Below are 18,389 nucleotides of genomic sequence, written 5' to 3' on the forward strand. Positions count from 1 at the left end.
CAAGCCGCCGCTATTCGCGAATCTGACCATCGCCCAGCACCACGAACTTCTGCGAGGTCAAGCCTTCAAGGCCAACCGGGCCTCTGGCGTGGAACTTGTCGGTACTGATGCCGATCTCGGCACCAAGCCCGTATTCAAACCCATCGGCAAAGCGAGTAGAAGCGTTAACCATCACCGAGCTCGAGTCGACTTCGCGCAGAAAGCGCCGAGCGCGGCTGTAGTCTTCGGTGACGATGGTATCGGTATGATGTGAGCCATGGACCTCGATGTGCTCGATGGCCGAGTCCATGCTAGGAACGACGCGCACCGAGAGGATCGGCGCCAGATACTCGGTCCCCCAGTCAGCATCCGTCGCAGGACGCGCATCCGCGAGGATCTCACGGGTCTTTTCGCAGCCGCGAATCTCGACCCCCTTGGCTACCAGCGCCGCACCGATGCGCGAGAGCAGCGGCCGCGCGACGGCCTCGGCGACCAGCAAGGTCTCCATGGTATTGCAGGTGCCGTAGCGCTGGGTTTTGGCATTCACTGCAATCGCCACCGCCTTGTCTGGATCGGCCTTGTCATCGATATAGACATGGCAGATGCCGTCCAGATGCTTGATCACCGGCACCCTCGCCTCGCGGCTGATCCGCTCGATCAGGCTCTTGCCGCCACGCGGGATGATGACGTCGATATGCTCTGGATTGGTGATCATGGCGCCAACGGCAGCGCGATCGGTGGTGGCCAACACCTGCACCGCATCCGCTGGCAGACCCGCCATGCGCAGACCACGGTGAATGCTGGCAGCGATCGCCTGATTCGACTCAAAGGCCTCGGAGCCACCACGCAGAACGGTCGCGTTGCCGGCCTTGAGGCAGAGCGCGGCGGCATCAGCGGTCACATTCGGCCGCGATTCGTAGATGATGCCGATGACCCCAAGCGGCACCCGCATACGCCCCACCTGAATCCCCGACGGACGATAGTCCAAGTCGGTGATGGCGCCAATCGGATCGGGCAGCGCGGCAATCTGTTCGAGTCCGGCAATCATCGCGTCGATGCGGCCCGGAGTCAGTTCCAAGCGATCGAGCAGAGCAGTGTCCAGTCCCTTGGCCGCGCCCGCCTCGAGATCGGCGGCATTGGCCCGCGTTAGGATCTCGCGCTGCGTGTTGAGGTTATTGGCGATCGCCTGCAGCGCTGCGTTCTTGGCACGCGTCTCAGCGCGCGCCATCGCGCGCGCGGCAGAGCGCGCTCGGCGCCCGACGTCAGCGACATAGGCGACCACATCAGTGATCTTGGAATCTGTCTTCATGGCAATGCGGCGATGAATAGGCTACGCAATAACGCGAAAAATGCGCTAGTGTAGCCTTTCTAGCGTCATCCAGCATCCATCCGCGCGCCGCGCCAGCAATTCCCAATGCGTCCTCGTCACCGTCGTCACCCGCCTAAGCGTCGACCTTAATCGTGCAGGAGATTGTCGTCATGTCGGATCGCCAGCGCCGCATCCTCGGCCTGTTGCTCTTGATTGTGGGCCTCGGTATCGCCTCTTCGCAGGCGCTGCTGGCCTCTTGCAGTGGCTCAGCCGTAGTCACTTCGGTCCCGACTGCGGCATGAGGCAGCCAAGATGAAACGCCTGCTGCTGATTGTCCTGTTCTTGGTCATCATCCTCGTGATACTTGCGTTGCTGTGGCGGCGACTGAGCGGACAGAGCAAGGCCGAGAGCGATATGGCTCCCTCAACGGTTGCCCAACCGGACTGGCTCCTGTTTGTATTACCGCTGCCTGCAGCCGTCGCAGCACTCGCTGCCCTCATCGGCGGACAGCTCGGGATGCTGCTTGGCGACCTCATCGGCTACAGCTTGATGCTGGGTGGTGCACTGCTGGTCCGGCGAGGCCTCGCTGACCAACGAGCGGTCATCGGCGTTGCGCTTTGGCGGCTCCTTCCGCCAAAAACCTTTGGCGCACTCCTACTCGCGCTCGGCAGCGGCATCACGGCCTGGCTCGGCGCCGGACATCATCCGGGCATCGCCTTCGCCTTCGCGCTGGTGACACTGCTGGGCCTGTCTCTCGTCTATGGTCTCGACGTCTCCTTCCAGCGCCGGCTGCGGCGCCCGCCTGGCTTGGGCGCCCAAGGAGCAGCGTCGCTGCGCGAGGCCGCGCGGACCATTACCGCTATCGAGCAGGCGCGGCTGGAGATCCGCCAGCCAGAGCTGGATACAAGGCTCGCCAACATTACAGCCTTGGCTCGACAGATCCTCGAACGCGTCGAGGATGATCCGCGCGATCTATGGCGAGCACGCAAGTTCCTGACGGTCTATCTTGAGGGCGTGCAGCGTGTCGTCGAAGGCTACGCCAAGACCCATGGGCAGGTCGCCGCTCCCAAACTGGACCAACGCTTCCGCCATGCATTGGAGACCGTGGAGGCGGCTTTCCGCGAACAACATCAGGTGCTGCTGGAGCGGGATGTCGACGACCTTGACGTCCAGATCGAAGTGCTGACCCAGCAATTGGCAAGAGAGGGGATTCTCTAATCTTAGCCTTGGGCAGCGCGGCCGATTGAGTCCAAGGAGCGCGTCCACCCAAGGGCCTGAAGCCGATCACCGAATCGCCAATGGCCTGCTCTTCGTTCCAGGACCCAGCCCAGGGGAGCCGATGTGTGTGCGCCTAGCGTCGGCTCGGCGACTACTCCAAAACCAGCTTGCGCCCAAAGGGCTGTCGGGCATTGGCATGGATCGCGGGCACAGCCCAAATCACCGGGTAGCTGGGCTTGTACTCGGCGGGGCCGTCGAGATCGGTGAGAAAGACGGCGATGTCAGGGGCGTAGCGCTCGGCCTCGCGCAACAGCGGGCTGAAGTCGGTGCCACCGCCGCCGTCGAAGACCAGTTCCCGAAGGTTGGAGCCACCTGGCTCGAACTGGGCAACACCGCTGACGCGATCGTCACCGGCGATGAGGGTCAGGCTGGCCTCGAGGCGGCGGCTGATGGCCTCGATCTCGCGGGCGAAGCGCTCCAGCAATGGCGGATCGATGGAGCCAGAGAGGTCGACCATGACCACCAAACGCGGCACCGCGCGCGAGGCGGTGCGACCCGGCTCCCAAGGTAACCGTTGACCGCCAGGGGTTCGGCCCTGATTGGCCAGGTAGGATCGCGACGGACGTGACCAGGATTGATCGGGGGTGCGCGCCAGACCACGGGTGAGCAGCGTGCGCAGCAGATGCTCCCAGGGTGTGCGCAGCTTGGGCAGGTCGGCAATGAGCTCGCGCAGCATCGAGTGGGCGCCGTCGCCAGCATGGGCGCGAATCAGACGCTCGCGCCATTCGCGCGCCTGTTCGGCTTCTTGCTCGGGACGAGACGCCTCGTTGGCTGGGAGCAGATCGCGGGGCGTGTCGGCGCCGAGCCAGCGCACGCGACTGGCGCGGGCACCGTCTTCGCGGGAAGCGTTGCGATCGGCCGGCTGAACTGACTGTGGTCTGGCCTGCTGGTCTGGCCCTGGCGTTTGATGCTCGGCATCGCGACCGTCGCAGCCACGGCGCTGCCCACGCTTGCCGTCTCGCCGGGGGGTGGCTCGGTGTTGATCGCCGCGGCCTAGGAGCAGGCGCGGACGGCGATCGTCGATGGCGCGGTAGAGCCGTTCGAGATCCCATTCCAGTAGCGCGGCTGCCGGGCTCTGTTGGCAATTCAGGGTGCTAGCGAGCAGGCCTTCCAAGCTGACCGCAGTACTGGGCAGTTCCAGCCAAGCAAGATGGCTGAGGGTGCTGTTGACGATGGCGTCAGCACAGATGTTGAACAACCCAAGATCGACCTCGCCGAGCAGTCGCTCCAGCGCCCTCGCCCGCTGCGCGTGCTGCAGCGCGACATGCAGCACCTGATGCGCGACCTGGCCGATCTGGAGCGGCAGGCTGAGCGCCGCGAAGGCTGGGGTGTAGAAGATGGTGCGGCCGTCGTTGGCGGCGCTGAGTAATGACGCGGTCTTCACGCCAATAGGCATCCCCGGATCATGCTCAGCACCCACCGGCAGCGCATCAACATCCTGATGCCGAATCCAGAGTGCCAAGCCGCCGGTCGAGGGTGCGTACTCGACCAGCTTCTGGATCGCGCGTGTGCCGCGGTGCGTATGCAGGGAGGCTTGCATGGACAGCGATGAGGGTCTCGAGACAGCCTGTAGATGAGGCTAGCCACTGAGTCCAGCCTGCTCGCGCGCTTCGCTATAGCGCCGATAGGCCGGACTCTCGAGCACAACGCCTTCAAGACCGGTTTCTAGCGCCTTCTCCAATAGCAGCTCCATCGCCAGCGTCTGCGCCTCGCGGATCGGCAGCGGCTCCCGCGCCGGGGCCTCCGGAAGCTGCTCGATGATGGCGAGCGCGCGCGCCATACGCTCCCGGTCGCTGGCCGCGGCCAAGAGTGCGTAGATCATGCCATAGAGCGCATCCAGGTTGGTCGGCAGCAGCGCGGCCGTGGCCTCGCCCGGCTCGGCCTCAAGCAGCGCGACCACATCAACACCGGCCCGAATTTCCTTGAGCACGCCAAAGAATTCAGCCGCATTGGCGGCGCCAATCCGACCTTGCACGAAGACCCGCTTGGCCTGCTCCGAGAGCCCGGAGCGAATCACATTGGAGATGTCTTCCCAACCGCGCGGGCTGGCGCCGATCAAATGATCATTGGCGAGCTGGGTCTGGGTGTCGTCAAGCTTATCCGGGCGTACCTTGAGATAGGCCATGACCTCGGGCGCAAAACCCTGAATCACGGCGTGACTGAGAAAGGCATCGATCACGGTCTGGACGTTGAAGTGGAACATCCGATCCGCGAGTGCGGTGCCCATATCGTGGCTGACCGCGCCGTGAAAGCTCGCATTACCAGCAGCGACCACCTGCCAACCCTCGGGCAGCCGGTAATGGCCGACGCGGCGGTCGAGGATCAGCGAGTAGGCCGAGATCTGCAGCCGTTGATCAGCCGCAGTGAGCTCATCGAGGAACAGGATGCCCTCGGGCTGATCGGTGGTTGGCAGGAATTCAGGTGGAAACCAGACCGTCTTGCCTTGGCTGTCGTCGGCATAGATGGCGCCACGGATGTCGACCGGCTCGATGGTGGTCAGGCGCAGATCGATCAGCGGCACGCCGAAATGTTCGGCGACCTGGCGCACGATCGAGGACTTACCCACCCCGCGTGTCCCCCAGAGCATCGAGGCGCGATGGCGCAGGATGGGGTCGGCATACTGTTCGATCAGCGCCTGTTTGGCGGCCGCAATGGAGACCGGTGGGATATTCATCCCGCCTCGGCACCCTGGACTGCCGTGTTGCCGATGTGGCCCTTACGCTCATCGATGATCCAGTCCCGGCCAATCAGCCGCCGTGGCATCGGCGGGATCTCGATCACGGGTAGCTCGCGCATCATGAAGATGCCGATCAGCAGCAATGGCGGCGCGTGGAAGATAAACATGCGTGCTAACGACGCGGTCTCGAGCGAAAACAGCTGGATCAGGGGTGCCGCGGCTAACAGCCCGACCCCAATCAGCATTGGGATGGCGCGCTGAAAGGTGACGCGCCAGCGTGCCGACTGCCAGTGGGCATGGAAATCCCCTGGATCAGACCGCAGGGTCTTTGCCAGATGCCTGACCGCCTGCGACAACTTGGCCTCGATATCCAGCGTCCGCTCGGGCTCGTCGGCAGCGATGCGCACACTGCCGCGCCAGAACTTGCCGAGTTGGCGCATCGGGCGCCAGTCCCAACCGAGCACGGCGAAGAGGTCAGCGGGCACCCGCAGGCGCCGATCATCCTCGGCGCGCAGTTCGAAGTCAGCCGGCATCTTACGCCCGGTCTTGGCGTTCAGGCTGAGCACCGCGCCCTGGGTTCTGGTCTCTGCGGTAACCAGTTGCGGGCGCCAGTGGGCGGGCTGATGCTCGCTTGCTGCCACCGGTTGCAACCGGTAGCTGCGGGCAATGTTGACCTCTTCGACGGCGACGATCTGGCGAGAGATATCCACGGCTTCCACCTGTGCCAGCAGCAGGCCAGGATCAGTTCCCTCAATGTCGAGGGTCGAGCTGAGTCCGGCATCGTCGGTGAGGATGCGACGCAGGCGGAAATGGGTCGCTTCTGGATGCTCAAGAATCAGAGTCTCGGTCAGCGACTCACCATCCAGCGGAAGATTCGGATGGCGGACCGGCTTGAACCTGAGCAGACGCTGGGCACGATCACTGGCGGCCAGATCGACCTGACGACCTTGCCGACTGAACGGAGCAACCAGCTCTAGGATCTGATGATGGGTCAGCGGAATCGGACCGGGAGCCTCGGCCCCGACCGATGAGTTCATTGGAATGGCGACACGAACCATAGCAGCAAGCTCGATCCTTTATCGATGACAGGATGATGAACATACACGGCCTGATCGGGAGTGGCACCCCCGTTTTAACCCTGCAAATACTGCGGATAAAGACCGCTGACCCACCAGGGGTCGAGTCTCGATCGGAGCACAACAGTGGCAGGGCGATGCCTCGCGAGCGGCGTTTTTCAGGCTCAAGGCCAAGCCTGCCAGTCTGCCAGAGGCACAAGGTTGACGGCCATATTCGAGCGCGCGCCATGCCGAGCATGGAGGCCATACACCACAGCATGCACGCCGACCACGCGGCCCTGGTACAACACTGGGCCGCCGGAATCACCAGGACAGAGCGATGGGGCCTGGGTTACCCGCTGACCAGCTTCGGTATAGAAGTTGACCGCATCAACCCTGATCACCCGCGACCAGCCCGAGCGACGCTCGGCAGAGAGGCGATCGCCCAGCCGGCTGCAGCCGAAACCCACCAACTCCACCTCGGCACCGGCTTCAAGCGGTGTGAAATCCAACTGGTAGTGCGGGATCTCCGGGGTTGTGGTGCGGAGCTGAATCAGGGCCAGGTCAGGATAACGCTCGGCGAAATGATAACGCATGCTCAACCCCTGCTCGAGCTGCTCAATCGGCAAGGCCGAGGATTGGCTTTTCAGCTCAGCAAGGCGCCGACGGCGATAGTCGGCGAACTTCGCCAGCCCTTCCCGATAGGCTTCCGGCAGTCGGGTTTCATCGACGATAACGCGACTGGCGCTTTCGTGGTCGGCCTGCTGAGTGGCGTTGTCCACAAGGATCTCAGCGCCCGTCCGAAAGGCGGACTTGAGCTCGCCACTGCGCTCATCGACCACACAGTGCGCAGCGGTGAGCAGAGTACGTGCGCCGATCTTCACCGCCGAGCAGACCAACAGCGGGTCGGCACGGATCGTCAACACGCCCGCATGATGCTGCTCGGTATCCAGGGCTCCGCCGCTCAGGGCCAAGGCTCGGCTAGCGATCAGGAGCCAAGCGCTGAGAGCGACCTTGAAGAGGACATTAGTGGAGGGCATCAACAGCGGCCCGGCAACGGCTTAAAGGTGTCGCTGCGATAGGCCAGGGTATCCAACAGGCTTGCATCACATTGCTATTCATCAGTACAGTTGTAGCGAATCCGGGGTCGAATGAGAAGCAGACCATGCGAGCGGGACGGTCTCAGGATCGCAAGCGCTTTTCAGCCCTGACTGAGTCGGAGATGCTTGGATGTGCCCTAGCCAGTGCGCCTAAAGGATTTCTCGAATGCCCCCGAACAACTGCGGCCGCGCATACCACGACCGCCGCAGGGAATGCTGATCTTGTCGCTGCTTTTCGGCCTCTTTTTGGGCCTCTGCGTACTCGGTCCCGCTCAGGGCCAACAGCTCATCGTCAACCAGGATGTCGGGATCAGCGCCATTGATCGCAATCGCGCACGGCTGATCTTCACCATGCGGATCAACCAATGGTCCGATCAACGACCCGTCGCTGTCTTCGTCCTCCCGGACGACTCCCCACTCCACCAGACATTCGCCAAGAGCGCCCTCGGCGTCTTCCCGCACCAACTCCGGCAGACCTGGGATCGGCAGGTCTTTTCCGGCACCGGCCAGGCGCCGCTTCAGGTGGCCAGTGAATCGGAAATGCTCCAGCGCGTTCAGCAAACGCCCGGCGCCATCGGCTATGTGAGCCAGCTACCGAGCACACCAGGGATCAAGGGCATCGAGGTCGAATAGCTGTGAGCATACGCACTTTTCTCGCGACCTGGCTCTTGTTGGTCGCAGCCAGCAGCAGCGCCGCCGACCAGGCAACCGAGCCAGGCAACGACCGAATCCAACTGCATGGCTTCGCCAGTCAGGCCATGGTGAGTACCAGCGCCAACCGATTCTACGGCGACAGCCCAAACACCTCGTTCGACTTCACCGAGATCGGCTTGAATGCCTCGTGGCGCTTGAGCCCGCGGCTTCTACTCGCCGGTCAGCTGCTCTCGCGTCGCGCAGGTGAGATGAGCGACGGTCAGCCAGAGATCGATTTTGCGCTCGCGGACATCACGCTGATGACCACGGATCGCGTCCGCTTCGGCACCCGGATCGGCCGCATCAAGAACCGTCTTGGTCTCTATAATGAGACGCGTGATGTGTCCTTTACCCATCCCGGCATCTTCTTGCCTCAGGTGGTCTATTTCGACAAGGTCCGCAACTTGGTGCTGTCTTCCGACGGCGTCGTTCTCTATGCCGAGACTTACCAACCCTTCGGCCTGTTTTCGCTCAACCTGGCGACCGGATCACCGGTCGTCGACGAGAATGTCGAAGCCGCCTTCTTGCTCGGCGATAAGCCCGGCGATATCGAGCCCCGCGATAATAGTTGGCTCGCAGGCCTCTGGTATCAATCCCATGACACGCGCTTGAAGTTCGGCTTGAGCGGCGCTGCCGTCTCCCTCAAGTTCGATCCAACACAAGGCAGCCCGATTCCCTATGGGCCTGGCAAGGTCGATGTGTTGTATTGGGTCGCCTCCGCTCAGTACAACAGCGAGCGCTGGAGCTTCACTGCGGAATATATGGCCGAACCGATCGAATGGAGGGACTTTGGCCCTGCGCTACCGGATCAGAACGCGACCGCGGAAGGCTATTATGGACAAGTCACCTACAATCCGGTGCCCAAATGGCAGCTCATGCTGCGCTACGAGGAAGGTTTTGCAGACCGCGACGACCGCAGCGGCCGCCAACTCGAGCGACAGACATTGGGCTTGGTCCCCAGTCATGCCACCTCGTCGCACATCCTCAGTCTCGGCCTTCGCTGGGACATCAACCATCAATGGATGCTCAAGACCGAATATCAGCGCCACAACGGCAACTTCATCCTGTCTGAGATCGAGAACCCCGATTTTAGTCGATACGACAAGCATTGGGATTTGTTCGCTGTTCAAGCGGGCTTCAGGTTCTAAGCCAGCCACCCGCTGGAGGCGATGTGGATAAGCCCTTCGCAACCCAGCTCAGTGCTGATCCTCGCCCCTTCTTCGGCCTCGGCTGGAAAGTACTGACTGGCATCAGCCTGGCGATGGCGGCCGTCATTCTGTCTCTCACGCTCTACGCGCGGCAGGCCCTGGTCGATCAATACGAGCGCAACCAAGCCTATCTGCGCCACCGCCAGACCGAGCACCTCTCCAGCCTGATTGCCGATCGCTTTCAGCAGATGGCTCAGCTGGCCAGCATGGTGCCGCGCATCGAAGCCTCGACAAACGAGTGCTCGACCACCGACCACTTGCGCAACGCGCTGCAGGTCGACGGCACGCTGCTGGATCTGGAATGGGATATCCGCTCCGTGCACTGGATACCCATCGGTGATGAATCGCACACGCTCTGGCCCTTGGATGGATCGCCATTGCCGGCCTCGGTGCTGCGCGAGGTCCGGCAACAGCCAGAACAGATCAGCGAGCATATCCGCTGCACTGAGGATGCCTGCCACCAATACTTGGCCTCGCCGGTGCTCTGGGAGGGCGAAACCGCCGGTAGCCTGGTCCTTGGGCGGACCATGGCCAGCATCCTACTGGCGTTCCGTGAGCTGACCGATGCCGATCTCGCGATCGCTCGGCGTGCCGATGAAGATTCAGCCAGCCCAGCCCTGCCGGCCCCCCAACTGCAATTTTTCGGGGCGACCCAGGCCGAGCAGGTTCTGCCCTTGCTCACATCGATTCCGACAGCCTCGTTACTCAGCAGCCGTTCAGAGGCCCCGCTGAGGGTCCAACTCGAACAGCACTGGTTCGAGATCTTTCGCATCGACCCGGCTGGCAACGCCCTGATGGGCTTTATCGTCAATGAGATCACTGACGAACGGCAACGCCTTACCCAACTGTCCCAGCATAGCCTGCTGATCGGCCTCCTCGGTCTGCTGGTGGCCGAGATGCTCTTGCTGCTGATCATGCAACGCCCCATCAACCGCATCCGGACGCTATCCCGGCTGTTGCCGTTACTGGCCGAAAACCGTTTCGAGACGCTCGCCGAGCAACTCCAGACGGCTCAAAGCACGACCCGGCTGCGCGATGAGATCGATGAAACCCTGGATGTCGCACTGCGCCTGAACCAGCGCATGGAGCAGATGCAGACCGAGCGCGAAACGGCGCAACAGGAGCTGCGCTGGCTCGCCGATCATGACCCCTTGACCGCCCTGCTCAACCGTCGCCGCTTCGATGAAGAGCTGACCAAGGCCATCGCGCAATCAGCAGATAATACGCAGCAGGGTGCCTTGCTGTTCATCGATCTCAATAACTTTAAGGATGTCAACGATACCAGCGGACACCAGATCGGCGATCGTTTGCTCTGTCGCATCGGCAAACGGCTAGCGGCATGCCTCGGCGAAGCAGACAAGATCGGCCGCTTTGGAGGCGACGAGTTCGCTGTGCTGCTCCCCGCGGCCACGCCGGAGCTCGCGCTGACGCTGGCCGACCTGATGCAAGAACGCATCCGCACGACCAGGGTGCAAGCCAAAGGCCATCGACACCAAGTCTCCGCGAGCATCGGCATCGTGCTTTTTCCGGAGCATGGAAACGACCCGCAAACGCTGATGGCGAATGCCGATCTGGCCATGTACCAAGCCAAGGCGCAGCAGCATCATCGCTGCCACCTCTACTCCAACCAGGATTCCGCGCGCGCCGCCGCTAATGCGCGCGTGCTCTGGAATCGAGAGATCACCGAAGCGATCGAGTCGGATCGGCTGCAACTCTACTACCAACCCCTCATGGCCCTTGCCGACCGCAGAATCTGGCGTGCCGAAGGACTGCTGCGCCTGCAGCTCGCCGATGGACGGCTGGTCAGCCCCGATGAGTTTATCCCCGTCGCCGAGAGCACCGGCCTCATCAATGCCATCGATCGCTGGGTCTTAGCCGAGGCGATTCGGGTACTGCTCATCCATCCGCATCTCTCATTAGGCATCAACCTGTCCGCCAAGGCGCTCGCGGATACCTCGATCGATGCCGAGCTGGCTCGTCTGCTGCAGGCATCGAAAATCGATCCACAGCGACTGACGCTCGAAATCACTGAAACGGCAGCCATCGACAACATGAGTACCGCAGTCACGCGGATCAAAAGCATGCGCGCACTCGGCTGCCATTTCGCTCTGGATGACTTTGGCAGCGGCTTTGCTTCTTACGCCTACCTGAAACAATTGCCGGTCGACGACGTGAAGATCGATGGCAGCTTTATCCGCGACCTAGAGCGGAACTTGGAAGATCGCATCTTCGTGCGTGCGACGACCGAGATGGCGCACAGGATGGGCAAGAAGGTCATCGCCGAATTCGTCGAATCAGAGGCCATCCTCAAGGTGCTCTACGAGTTGGGTATCGATTTCGCGCAGGGGTATTTCATCGGTCGTCCAATCCCTGAGCCGCCGGTCGCTGAAGCGAGACCGCTCGCCAGTGGCTAGAGCAGTGAGGCTCAAGCAGTAGGGCTCAGCAGTAGGCTATCCAGTAGCCATCTGTTTACGCGATGGCTCGACAAAGCTTAAGGACGCGCAGCCTCAAGCAGACAGCCTTGAATCAACACCACCAATCCGCTGAGTGCGGGATCTGCGGGCACAGCCTGCCCGATGAGCCAATCTTGTAGGATTTGGTCTTGGTAGCCGAGCAGACGCTCGAAATCGGCGCGCCCGGCGGGATCAAGCTCGGCATAACCTTGTTCCAAGAACTGGTTGAGCAGCAGGTCAAGCTCCAGCATGCCACGCCGGCATTGCCAGCGCAGGCGCTGGATCTCGCGCGCTGCGTCTAAGGCGTTAGCAGCAAGGCTCTCAGGCTTTGCGTCCAAGGGGTCAACCACCAACCGCTGCGCTTGCTGGGCCGTCAAGGAACTGCCGAGGCATCCAGCTAGGGCTCGTCACACCGACTGCTCGAGCATCAGCTCTTTGATCTGGCCGATGGCCTTGGTCGGATTCAGGCCCTTCGGGCAGACCTCGACGCAGTTCATGATGCTGTGGCAGCGAAACAGCTTGTACGGTCCTTCGAGCGCATCCAATCGCTCCTCGGTGGCCTGGTCGCGGCTGTCGGCGAGGAAGCGCCAGGACTGCAGCAGCGCCGCGGGGCCATGGAACTTGTCCGGGTTCCACCAGAACGAGGGGCAGGCGGTCGAGCAGCAGCCGCAGAGGATGCATTCGTAGAGTCCATCGAGCTTGTCGCGGTCTTCGGGCGACTGACGGATCTCCTGCTCGGGCAGCGGGTCTTTGCGGATCAGATAGGGCTCGACCGCGCGGTATTGCTCGTAGAACTGGGTCATGTCGACGACCAGATCACGGATCACCGGCCGTCCGGGCAGCGGACGCACCTGGATCGGCTGCTTGAGGTCGGCAACCGGGGTGATGCAGGCCAGGCAGTTGGTGCCATTGGCGTTGACGCCGTCGGAGCCACAGACGCCTTCGCCGCAGGAATGACGGAAGGCGAAGGTCTCGTCCTGCTCTTTGATCGCGAGCAGGGCCTCGCGCAGCATCATGCCTGGCGCGGCCTCGACCTCGAAGGTCTGCATGTAGGGCTTGGCGCCGGCGGCCGACGGGGTCGAGCCGGGGTCGCTATCGGGCTGGTAACGGTAGACGCTGATCGTGATGGACATGCGTGGTCGGTCCTGAAATGGGGCAAGTCTTGCTCTAGGCTGATCGTGATGCGACCTGATCCTGATTTGGTCAAGCCTCAATAGACCCTTGGCTTTGGTGGAAAAGACTCGACCGTCAGCGGCTTGGTCCGCACCGGCTTGTAGTCCATGCGATCACCCTCGCGCAGATAGAGGCTGTGTTTCATCCAGCGCTCATCGTCGCGCTCGGTGTGGTCGACCCGCGAATGGGCGCCGCGGCTCTCATCGCGATGGAGCGCTGACATCAGCGTCGCCATACCGACATCGACCAGGTTATCGAGCTCGAGTGCCTCGATCCGCGCGGTGTTGAAGGTCTGGCTGTGATCGCGCAGGCGCACGCCCTCGACCCGGTCACGCAGCGCCTTGAGCTTCTCGACGCCTTCGGCCATGGTCGGCTGATCGCGGAAGACACCGCAGTGATCCTCCATCAAACGGCGGAGCTCGGCCTTCACATCCGCGACCCTTTCGCCTTCGCCCTGGCGTTCCCAGCGGGCTAACCGTGCGATCGCCGGCTCGATGTGTTCATCGCGCATCGGTCGGTGGTTGGGATGCTCGGCGACATAGCTCAGGATATCGGTGCCTGCGGCGCGGCCGAAGACCAGGATGTCGAGCAGCGAGTTGCCGCCGAGGCGGTTGGCGCCATGCACCGAGACACAGGCACACTCACCCGCGGCATAGAGCCCAGGCACCACCTCTTCGGGACCATGCCGAGCCGGTGCAACAACGCGCGCATGGCGATCGGTCGGGATGCCGCCCATCGCATAGTGCGCGGTCGGGAACACCGGGATCGGCTCCTTGGCCGGATCGATGCCGAGGAACACCCGGCAGATATCGGTGATCCCAGGCAGGCGGTGATGCACGACATCGGCGCCCAGGTGATCGACCTTGAGCAGCACGTAATCCTTATTGGGTCCACAGCCACGGCCCTCGCGGATCTCGGTGACGATCGAGCGCGAGACCATATCGCGGCTTGCGAGATCGCGCGCCTTCGGCGCGTAACGCTCCATGAAGCGCTCACCCTCGCCGTTGACCAGATAGCCACCCTCCCCGCGCGCACCCTCGGTGATCAGCATGCCCTTGCCGGCAACGCCGGTCGGATGGAACTGATAGAACTCCATGTCCTGCAGTGGCACCCCAGCGCGCAGCGCCATCGCCATGCCGTCGCCGGTATTGATGAAGGCGTTGGTATTGGTGCGAAACACCTGGCCATAGCCGCCAGTGGCGAGCAGCGTGGTCTTGGCTTCGATGATCAGCGGCTCGCCGCTCTCGATATCCAACACCAGCGCGCCAATGGCAACCCCTTCATCGTCACGAATCAGGTCAACCGCGAAATACTCGTCGAAGAAATGGGTCTTGGCGCGCAGGTTCTGCTGGTACAGCGTGTGCAGGATGGCGTGGCCGGTGCGATCCGCCGCGGCGCAGGTGCGTGCCGCCTGCTCGCCGCCAAAGTTCTGGCTCTGGCCGCCAAAGGCACGCTGGTAGATCTTGCCATTGTCGAGCCGCGAGAAGGGCACGCCGGCATGCTCAAGCTCGTAGACGGTCGGGATCGCCTCACGGCACATGGTCTCGATCGCGTCCTGATCGCCCAGGTAGTCCGAACCCTTAACGGTATCGAACATGTGCCAGTGCCAATTATCGGGCAGTGCATTGGCCAGTGCCGCGTTGACACCGCCCTGTGCAGCCACCGTGTGCGAACGGGTCGGAAACACCTTCGAGACCACAGCGACGCGCAGATTGGCGGCGGCGAGGCGCAGCGCGGCGTTGAGGCCAGCGCCGCCGGCGCCAATGATCAGGGCGTCGAAATGTCGGTGGGGAAGAGAGCGGACAGCGGGCATAGGGATCAACCAATCTGAACCAAGATCAAGGCCTGCAGCGCCCAGAGGCCGGAGGCGAGGAACACCAGCGCGAACAGCGATAAGAGCCCGACGCGTAGGCCAATCGGCTTGATATAGTCGATCAGCACATCACGGATGCCGACCCAGGCATGCGCCAGCAGCAGCGGGATGAAGACCAGTAGACCGACCGCCACCCAGGGCGAACTCGCCCAAGCGGCCAACTGGCTATGGTCCTGCGGCGGCGCGAAGGCAAAGTAGAGTGCCAGGTAGAGCCCGAACAGGCCCAGATAGACGGCGCTGATACGCTGCACCAGCCAGGCTTTGAGGCCAGAAGCGCGCCGGCTCATCGCAGCACCACCGCCCCGATCAGGGTCAGCGCCAAGGCGCCATAGAGTACCGTCCAGGCGGTCTTGCGGGCGCTCGGGCGGTCGAGCCCCCAACCGAGATCAAGCGCGAGATAGCGGATACCGGCGAACAGATGGTGGAGGAGCGACCAGCCCAGCAGCAGCAAGACCAACTGTCCTAGGGCACTGCCCGCTAATGCCTCGACCGAGGCAAACCCAGCACTGCCGGAGAGGGCCTGCGCGAACAGCGCGGCGAACACTGGAATCGCGAGCACCATCAACAGGCCGCTAATGCGGTGCAGGATCGAGATGACGCCGGGTATCGGCAGCCGGATACGCCAGAGCTCGAGGAAAACGGGGCGAGATTTGACCATGAGAGGCTTGAACGCTCGAGAGTTGGGCTTAGACTGATTTGTGCGGCGCAGCAAGGTTAGCGCTTAGCAACAGCCAGTGGCAACCGTATCGTCCTTATACAGCCGGCTACAAGCTGTTTCCAAATGCTTCACATCGGGGGTTTCAGGCCGCCTTCGGTCGCCTCCAGGTGTACACCGCCGTCACCGCATAGTTCCAGACCGCGCCCACCAGAATTCCAGCGAGTGCCGACAGGACCCAGAGCGAATGGGCCTCGAAGATCCAGCTAGCAACACCAACATTGGCCAGCGCACCGACGCTGCAAGCCGCAACAAACGAGAGCCAGCCGCGGAGCATGTCCCAGCCGCGCAAGCGCATGTCGCTGTAGGTGAACAGGTTGTTGAGGAAGAAATTGGTCGTCATCGCGACCAACGCCGCCACACTCTGGCCAACCAGGAAACTGGTGCCGAGCCCTTTGAAGCTGAGCCAGAGCACAAGCATGTGAACAAACACGCCGCTGCCACCGATCAGCGAGAAGGCAATGAAGCGAGCCGGGATCATCGGGCCGACCCACTTCTGGATCAGCATCAGCAAGTACTCCCAGAGCACTGCCTCGTCCAGCTTGCTCTCGCCAGACCACCGCGCGCGAAACTGGTAGGGCAGCTCGAGAAACCGCAGCGGCCTCGGATAGGTAGCGAACAGGTCGAGCAGAATCTTGTAGCCCACCCCGCTCAGCTCCCGCATGCATTCCTGTAGCACCTCGGCGCGGAGCATGAAGAAACCGCTCATGGGGTCCTTGAGGTCAGCCTTGATCAAGAATTGCCCGATGCGCGTCGCCATCCGACTCATTGATGCACGCTGCGCATCCCAGTCACCCACCTTACCGCCAGCGACGTAGCGGCTGCCAATGACGATATCCAGCGGCTCCTTGCGCAACTTCTCCAGCATCCTGGGTAGCAGCGACTCGTCATGCTGGAGATCGGCATCAATCACAGCGATGTAGGGTGCCGAGGTCGCGAGCATCCCTTCAATACAGGCCGACGAGAGCCCCCGGCGACCGATCCGTTGAATCAAACGGACGCGGGGGTTGGACCGGGCGATCGCCCGGACGCGCTCTGCGGTCCCGTCTGGTGAATCGTCGTCGACGAAGATCAGCTCCCACGCAATCCCACTCAGCACTGATTGCAGACGATCGATCAGGACAGGAACATTCTCCACCTCATTAAAGGTAGGAATCACAACGGCTAGCGTCGGCGTTCGACAACTGGCTGAGGCCTTGGGGTCCGATGGTGGTTTCAGGAGTCGATCCTCATTCAGGGGTCCGCAGTATCGATTCGATCAGGCCCCGACGCTTCATCAGTTTAAGGCGCATTGCGCGCTGACAACGATCTCAGCAAGCCAGAAGCCCATAAGCTCGCCTTGTCATCGGCAAAAAAGAATCGCTGAGCACAACCCTTTAAATTCTGCTAGTTTAACCATTCGGTCGTCTTCTCTAAATATCATTATAGCTTATATAACAAGCGCTTGAATGCAAAAATTAACGCCACGCCTGCAGTATGGGCGTGATCACCACTGTCCGCATCTGTGCCTGATGAGGAGGCCAACACCATGATCAAGCCCATCGGCTCTGACGAGCTTCAACCGAGGTTCGTCTACGACTCAGAACGCCACCATCAGCTCGCCCACGAGGCAGAGTCCCTGCCATCAGTCATGATCAGCTCCCAGGCTGCCGGCAATGCCGTCATGATGGGGGCTGGCTACTTCAGTCCGCTCGAGGGCTTCATGAAACTGGCCGACGCCATCAGCGTTGCCGAGAGCATGCAAACGCTTGAGGGCCGCTTCTTCCCGGTGCCCGTGCTCTGCCTGCTGGAGTCCGCAGACGCCATTCGGGGCGCCGAGCGGATTGCCCTGCGCGATCCGAACGTCGAGGGTCACCCAGTGCTGGCCGTGATGGAGGTGGAGGCGATCGAGACCCTCTCTGACGCCCAGATGGCACTGATGACCGAGAAGGTCTATCGCACCCTGGACGCCGAGCACCCGGGCGTGAAGACCTTCAATAGTCAAGGCCGAACGGCCATCTCGGGGCCTATTCATGTCTTAAACTTCTCGTACTTTCAGAACGACTTCCCAGACACGTTCCGGACTGCGGTTGAGATCCGCAACCAGATCCAGGAGCACGGCTGGGCCAAGACCGTTGCCTTCCAGACGCGCAATCCGATGCACCGCGCGCACGAGGAACTGTGCAAGATGGCCATGGAGGCGGTCAACGGCGACGGCGTCGTGATTCACATGCTCCTTGGCCAGCTCAAGCCTGGCGACATTCCAGCGCCAGTGCGCGACGCTGCGATTCGCAAGATGGCAGAACTCTACTTCCCACCCAACACGGTCATGATCACCGGTTACGGCTTCGACATGCTTTATGCGGGCCCCCGTGAGGCGGTGCTGCATGCCTATTTCCGCCAGAACATGGGCGCAACGCATTTTATCATCGGCCGCGATCACGCGGGGGTTGGAGATTACTACGGGGCCTTCGACGCCCAGAACATCTTCGATGAGGAGGTGCCAGAGGGAGCGCTTGCGATCGAGGTGTTCCGTGCCGACCACACGGCCTACTCAAAGAAGCTCAACCGCGTGGTCATGATGCGCGATGCCCCAGACCATACCAAAGACGACTTTATCCTGTTGTCTGGCACCAAGGTTAGGGAAATGCTGGGTCGTGGCGAGGCGCCGCCACCCGAGTTCTCGCGCCCCGAGGTCGCGCAGATCCTGATGGACTATTATCAGTCGATCAGCTAACCCCTGCCAAGGCAGAACGCGCCCACCCTCACCGAGGCTCGACAGCCATCTTTTCGCACAGGGCTCTGCAGGAAGTTTTATACGGCCCAAAAAAAGATTGACTTGTATGCCGATACCGGATCAGCCACGATGGGTGGTTCGGAAACCCGTCACAGAGGAA

17 protein-coding genes are annotated in these 18,389 nt (G+C 62.1%); 6 read left to right on the plus strand and 11 right to left on the minus strand.

What is annotated here, in order from left to right; all coding sequences use genetic code 11:
• Positions 1-10 precede the first annotated feature (10 nt).
• Positions 11-1,288, minus strand: a complete 1,278-nt coding sequence (locus VBE63_RS00685; protein WP_323681064.1) for a glutamate-5-semialdehyde dehydrogenase — start codon at positions 1,286-1,288, stop codon at positions 11-13.
• Between the two features lie 170 nt (positions 1,289-1,458).
• On the opposite strand from VBE63_RS00685, the gene VBE63_RS00690 reads away from it, so the two are divergent.
• Both VBE63_RS00690 and VBE63_RS00695 read left to right on the plus strand, forming a co-directional pair.
• Positions 1,459-1,590 carry a hypothetical protein gene (locus tag VBE63_RS00690; protein WP_323681065.1) on the plus strand — a complete coding sequence of 44 codons (132 nt, stop codon included), beginning with the start codon at positions 1,459-1,461 and terminating at the stop codon, positions 1,588-1,590.
• Positions 1,591-1,600: 10 nt separating this feature from the next.
• Entirely contained in the window at positions 1,601-2,506 is a 906-nt protein-coding gene (locus VBE63_RS00695; protein WP_323681066.1) for a 5-bromo-4-chloroindolyl phosphate hydrolysis family protein, read from the plus strand.
• 151 nt (positions 2,507-2,657) lie between these two features.
• Here the strand turns inward: VBE63_RS00695 and VBE63_RS00700 are convergent, their stop codons facing one another.
• From VBE63_RS00700 to VBE63_RS00715, 4 genes are all read right to left on the minus strand, one after another.
• On the minus strand, positions 2,658-4,106 hold the full coding sequence (locus VBE63_RS00700; protein ID WP_323681067.1) for a DUF2201 family putative metallopeptidase: 1,449 nt from the start codon (positions 4,104-4,106) through the stop codon (positions 2,658-2,660).
• Positions 4,107-4,145: 39 nt separating this feature from the next.
• A complete protein-coding gene (locus tag VBE63_RS00705) occupies positions 4,146-5,240 on the minus strand; it encodes an AAA family ATPase (RefSeq protein WP_323681068.1) in 1,095 nt (364 codons plus the stop codon).
• Entirely contained in the window at positions 5,237-6,301 is a 1,065-nt protein-coding gene (locus VBE63_RS00710) for a hypothetical protein (RefSeq protein ID WP_323681069.1), read from the minus strand. Before VBE63_RS00710 ends, VBE63_RS00705 begins: the two co-directional genes overlap by 4 nt.
• Before the next feature lie 182 nt (positions 6,302-6,483).
• The gene (locus VBE63_RS00715; protein ID WP_323681070.1) at positions 6,484-7,338 is read right to left on the minus strand and encodes a trypsin-like serine peptidase; all 855 of its coding nucleotides are present in this window, start codon (positions 7,336-7,338) and stop codon (positions 6,484-6,486) included.
• A gap of 273 nt (positions 7,339-7,611) precedes the next feature.
• Here VBE63_RS00715 and VBE63_RS00720 point away from each other — a divergent pair, with 273 nt between their 5' ends.
• From VBE63_RS00720 to VBE63_RS00730, 3 genes are read left to right on the plus strand one after another with little or no spacing between them, the layout of a single operon-like run.
• Positions 7,612-8,031, plus strand: a complete 420-nt coding sequence (locus tag VBE63_RS00720) for a hypothetical protein (protein WP_416274490.1) — start codon at positions 7,612-7,614, stop codon at positions 8,029-8,031.
• 2 nt (positions 8,032-8,033) lie between these two features.
• Complete coding sequence (locus tag VBE63_RS00725) at positions 8,034-9,239, plus strand: hypothetical protein (RefSeq protein ID WP_323681072.1); 1,206 nt, start codon at positions 8,034-8,036, stop codon at positions 9,237-9,239.
• 23 nt (positions 9,240-9,262) lie between these two features.
• On the plus strand, positions 9,263-11,713 hold the full coding sequence (locus VBE63_RS00730; RefSeq protein WP_323681073.1) for a putative bifunctional diguanylate cyclase/phosphodiesterase: 2,451 nt from the start codon (positions 9,263-9,265) through the stop codon (positions 11,711-11,713).
• Positions 11,714-11,790: 77 nt separating this feature from the next.
• Here VBE63_RS00730 and VBE63_RS00735 read toward each other — a convergent pair whose 3' ends face one another.
• The 6 genes from VBE63_RS00735 to VBE63_RS00760 form a co-directional block, all read right to left on the minus strand.
• Positions 11,791-12,129, minus strand: a complete 339-nt coding sequence (locus tag VBE63_RS00735) for a succinate dehydrogenase assembly factor 2 (RefSeq protein ID WP_416274486.1) — start codon at positions 12,127-12,129, stop codon at positions 11,791-11,793.
• Positions 12,130-12,159: 30 nt separating this feature from the next.
• Complete coding sequence (locus VBE63_RS00740) at positions 12,160-12,879, minus strand: succinate dehydrogenase iron-sulfur subunit (RefSeq protein WP_323681148.1); 720 nt, start codon at positions 12,877-12,879, stop codon at positions 12,160-12,162.
• An 83-nt stretch (positions 12,880-12,962) separates the two neighbouring features.
• The gene (gene sdhA / locus VBE63_RS00745) at positions 12,963-14,738 is read right to left on the minus strand and encodes a succinate dehydrogenase flavoprotein subunit (protein WP_323681074.1); all 1,776 of its coding nucleotides are present in this window, start codon (positions 14,736-14,738) and stop codon (positions 12,963-12,965) included.
• 5 nt (positions 14,739-14,743) lie between these two features.
• A complete protein-coding gene (sdhD, locus tag VBE63_RS00750) occupies positions 14,744-15,085 on the minus strand; it encodes a succinate dehydrogenase, hydrophobic membrane anchor protein (RefSeq protein WP_323681075.1) in 342 nt (113 codons plus the stop codon).
• A complete protein-coding gene (sdhC, locus tag VBE63_RS00755) occupies positions 15,082-15,456 on the minus strand; it encodes a succinate dehydrogenase, cytochrome b556 subunit (RefSeq protein ID WP_323681076.1) in 375 nt (124 codons plus the stop codon). The genes sdhD and sdhC overlap by 4 nt, the downstream gene beginning before the upstream one ends.
• Positions 15,457-15,598: 142 nt before the next feature.
• A complete protein-coding gene (locus VBE63_RS00760) occupies positions 15,599-16,672 on the minus strand; it encodes a glycosyltransferase family 2 protein (RefSeq protein ID WP_323681077.1) in 1,074 nt (357 codons plus the stop codon).
• 369 nt (positions 16,673-17,041) lie between these two features.
• On the opposite strand from VBE63_RS00760, the gene sat reads away from it, so the two are divergent.
• Complete coding sequence (gene sat / locus VBE63_RS00765) at positions 17,042-18,229, plus strand: sulfate adenylyltransferase (RefSeq protein ID WP_323681078.1); 1,188 nt, start codon at positions 17,042-17,044, stop codon at positions 18,227-18,229.
• Positions 18,230-18,389 lie beyond the last annotated feature (160 nt).

Source organism: Lamprobacter sp. (assembly GCF_034860625.1).
GTDB lineage: Bacteria > Pseudomonadota > Gammaproteobacteria > Chromatiales > Chromatiaceae > Lamprobacter.

What these genes read in the sequence shown, in the direction of transcription:
- VBE63_RS00685 (WP_323681064.1), bottom strand. Translation starts at nt 1,288, where the DNA reads ATGAAGACAGATTCCAAGATCACTGATGTGGTCGCCTATGTCGCTGAC.
- VBE63_RS00690 (WP_323681065.1), top strand. Translation starts at nt 1,459, where the DNA reads ATGTCGGATCGCCAGCGCCGCATCCTCGGCCTGTTGCTCTTGATTGTG.
- VBE63_RS00695 (WP_323681066.1), top strand. Translation starts at nt 1,601, where the DNA reads ATGAAACGCCTGCTGCTGATTGTCCTGTTCTTGGTCATCATCCTCGTG.
- VBE63_RS00700 (WP_323681067.1), bottom strand. Translation starts at nt 4,106, where the DNA reads ATGCAAGCCTCCCTGCATACGCACCGCGGCACACGCGCGATCCAGAAG.
- VBE63_RS00705 (WP_323681068.1), bottom strand. Translation starts at nt 5,240, where the DNA reads ATGAATATCCCACCGGTCTCCATTGCGGCCGCCAAACAGGCGCTGATC.
- VBE63_RS00710 (WP_323681069.1), bottom strand. Translation starts at nt 6,301, where the DNA reads ATGGTTCGTGTCGCCATTCCAATGAACTCATCGGTCGGGGCCGAGGCT.
- VBE63_RS00715 (WP_323681070.1), bottom strand. Translation starts at nt 7,338, where the DNA reads ATGCCCTCCACTAATGTCCTCTTCAAGGTCGCTCTCAGCGCTTGGCTC.
- VBE63_RS00720 (WP_416274490.1), top strand. Translation starts at nt 7,612, where the DNA reads ATGCTGATCTTGTCGCTGCTTTTCGGCCTCTTTTTGGGCCTCTGCGTA.
- sdhA (WP_323681074.1), bottom strand. Translation starts at nt 14,738, where the DNA reads ATGCCCGCTGTCCGCTCTCTTCCCCACCGACATTTCGACGCCCTGATC.
- sdhD (WP_323681075.1), bottom strand. Translation starts at nt 15,085, where the DNA reads ATGAGCCGGCGCGCTTCTGGCCTCAAAGCCTGGCTGGTGCAGCGTATC.
- sdhC (WP_323681076.1), bottom strand. Translation starts at nt 15,456, where the DNA reads ATGGTCAAATCTCGCCCCGTTTTCCTCGAGCTCTGGCGTATCCGGCTG.
- sat (WP_323681078.1), top strand. Translation starts at nt 17,042, where the DNA reads ATGATCAAGCCCATCGGCTCTGACGAGCTTCAACCGAGGTTCGTCTAC.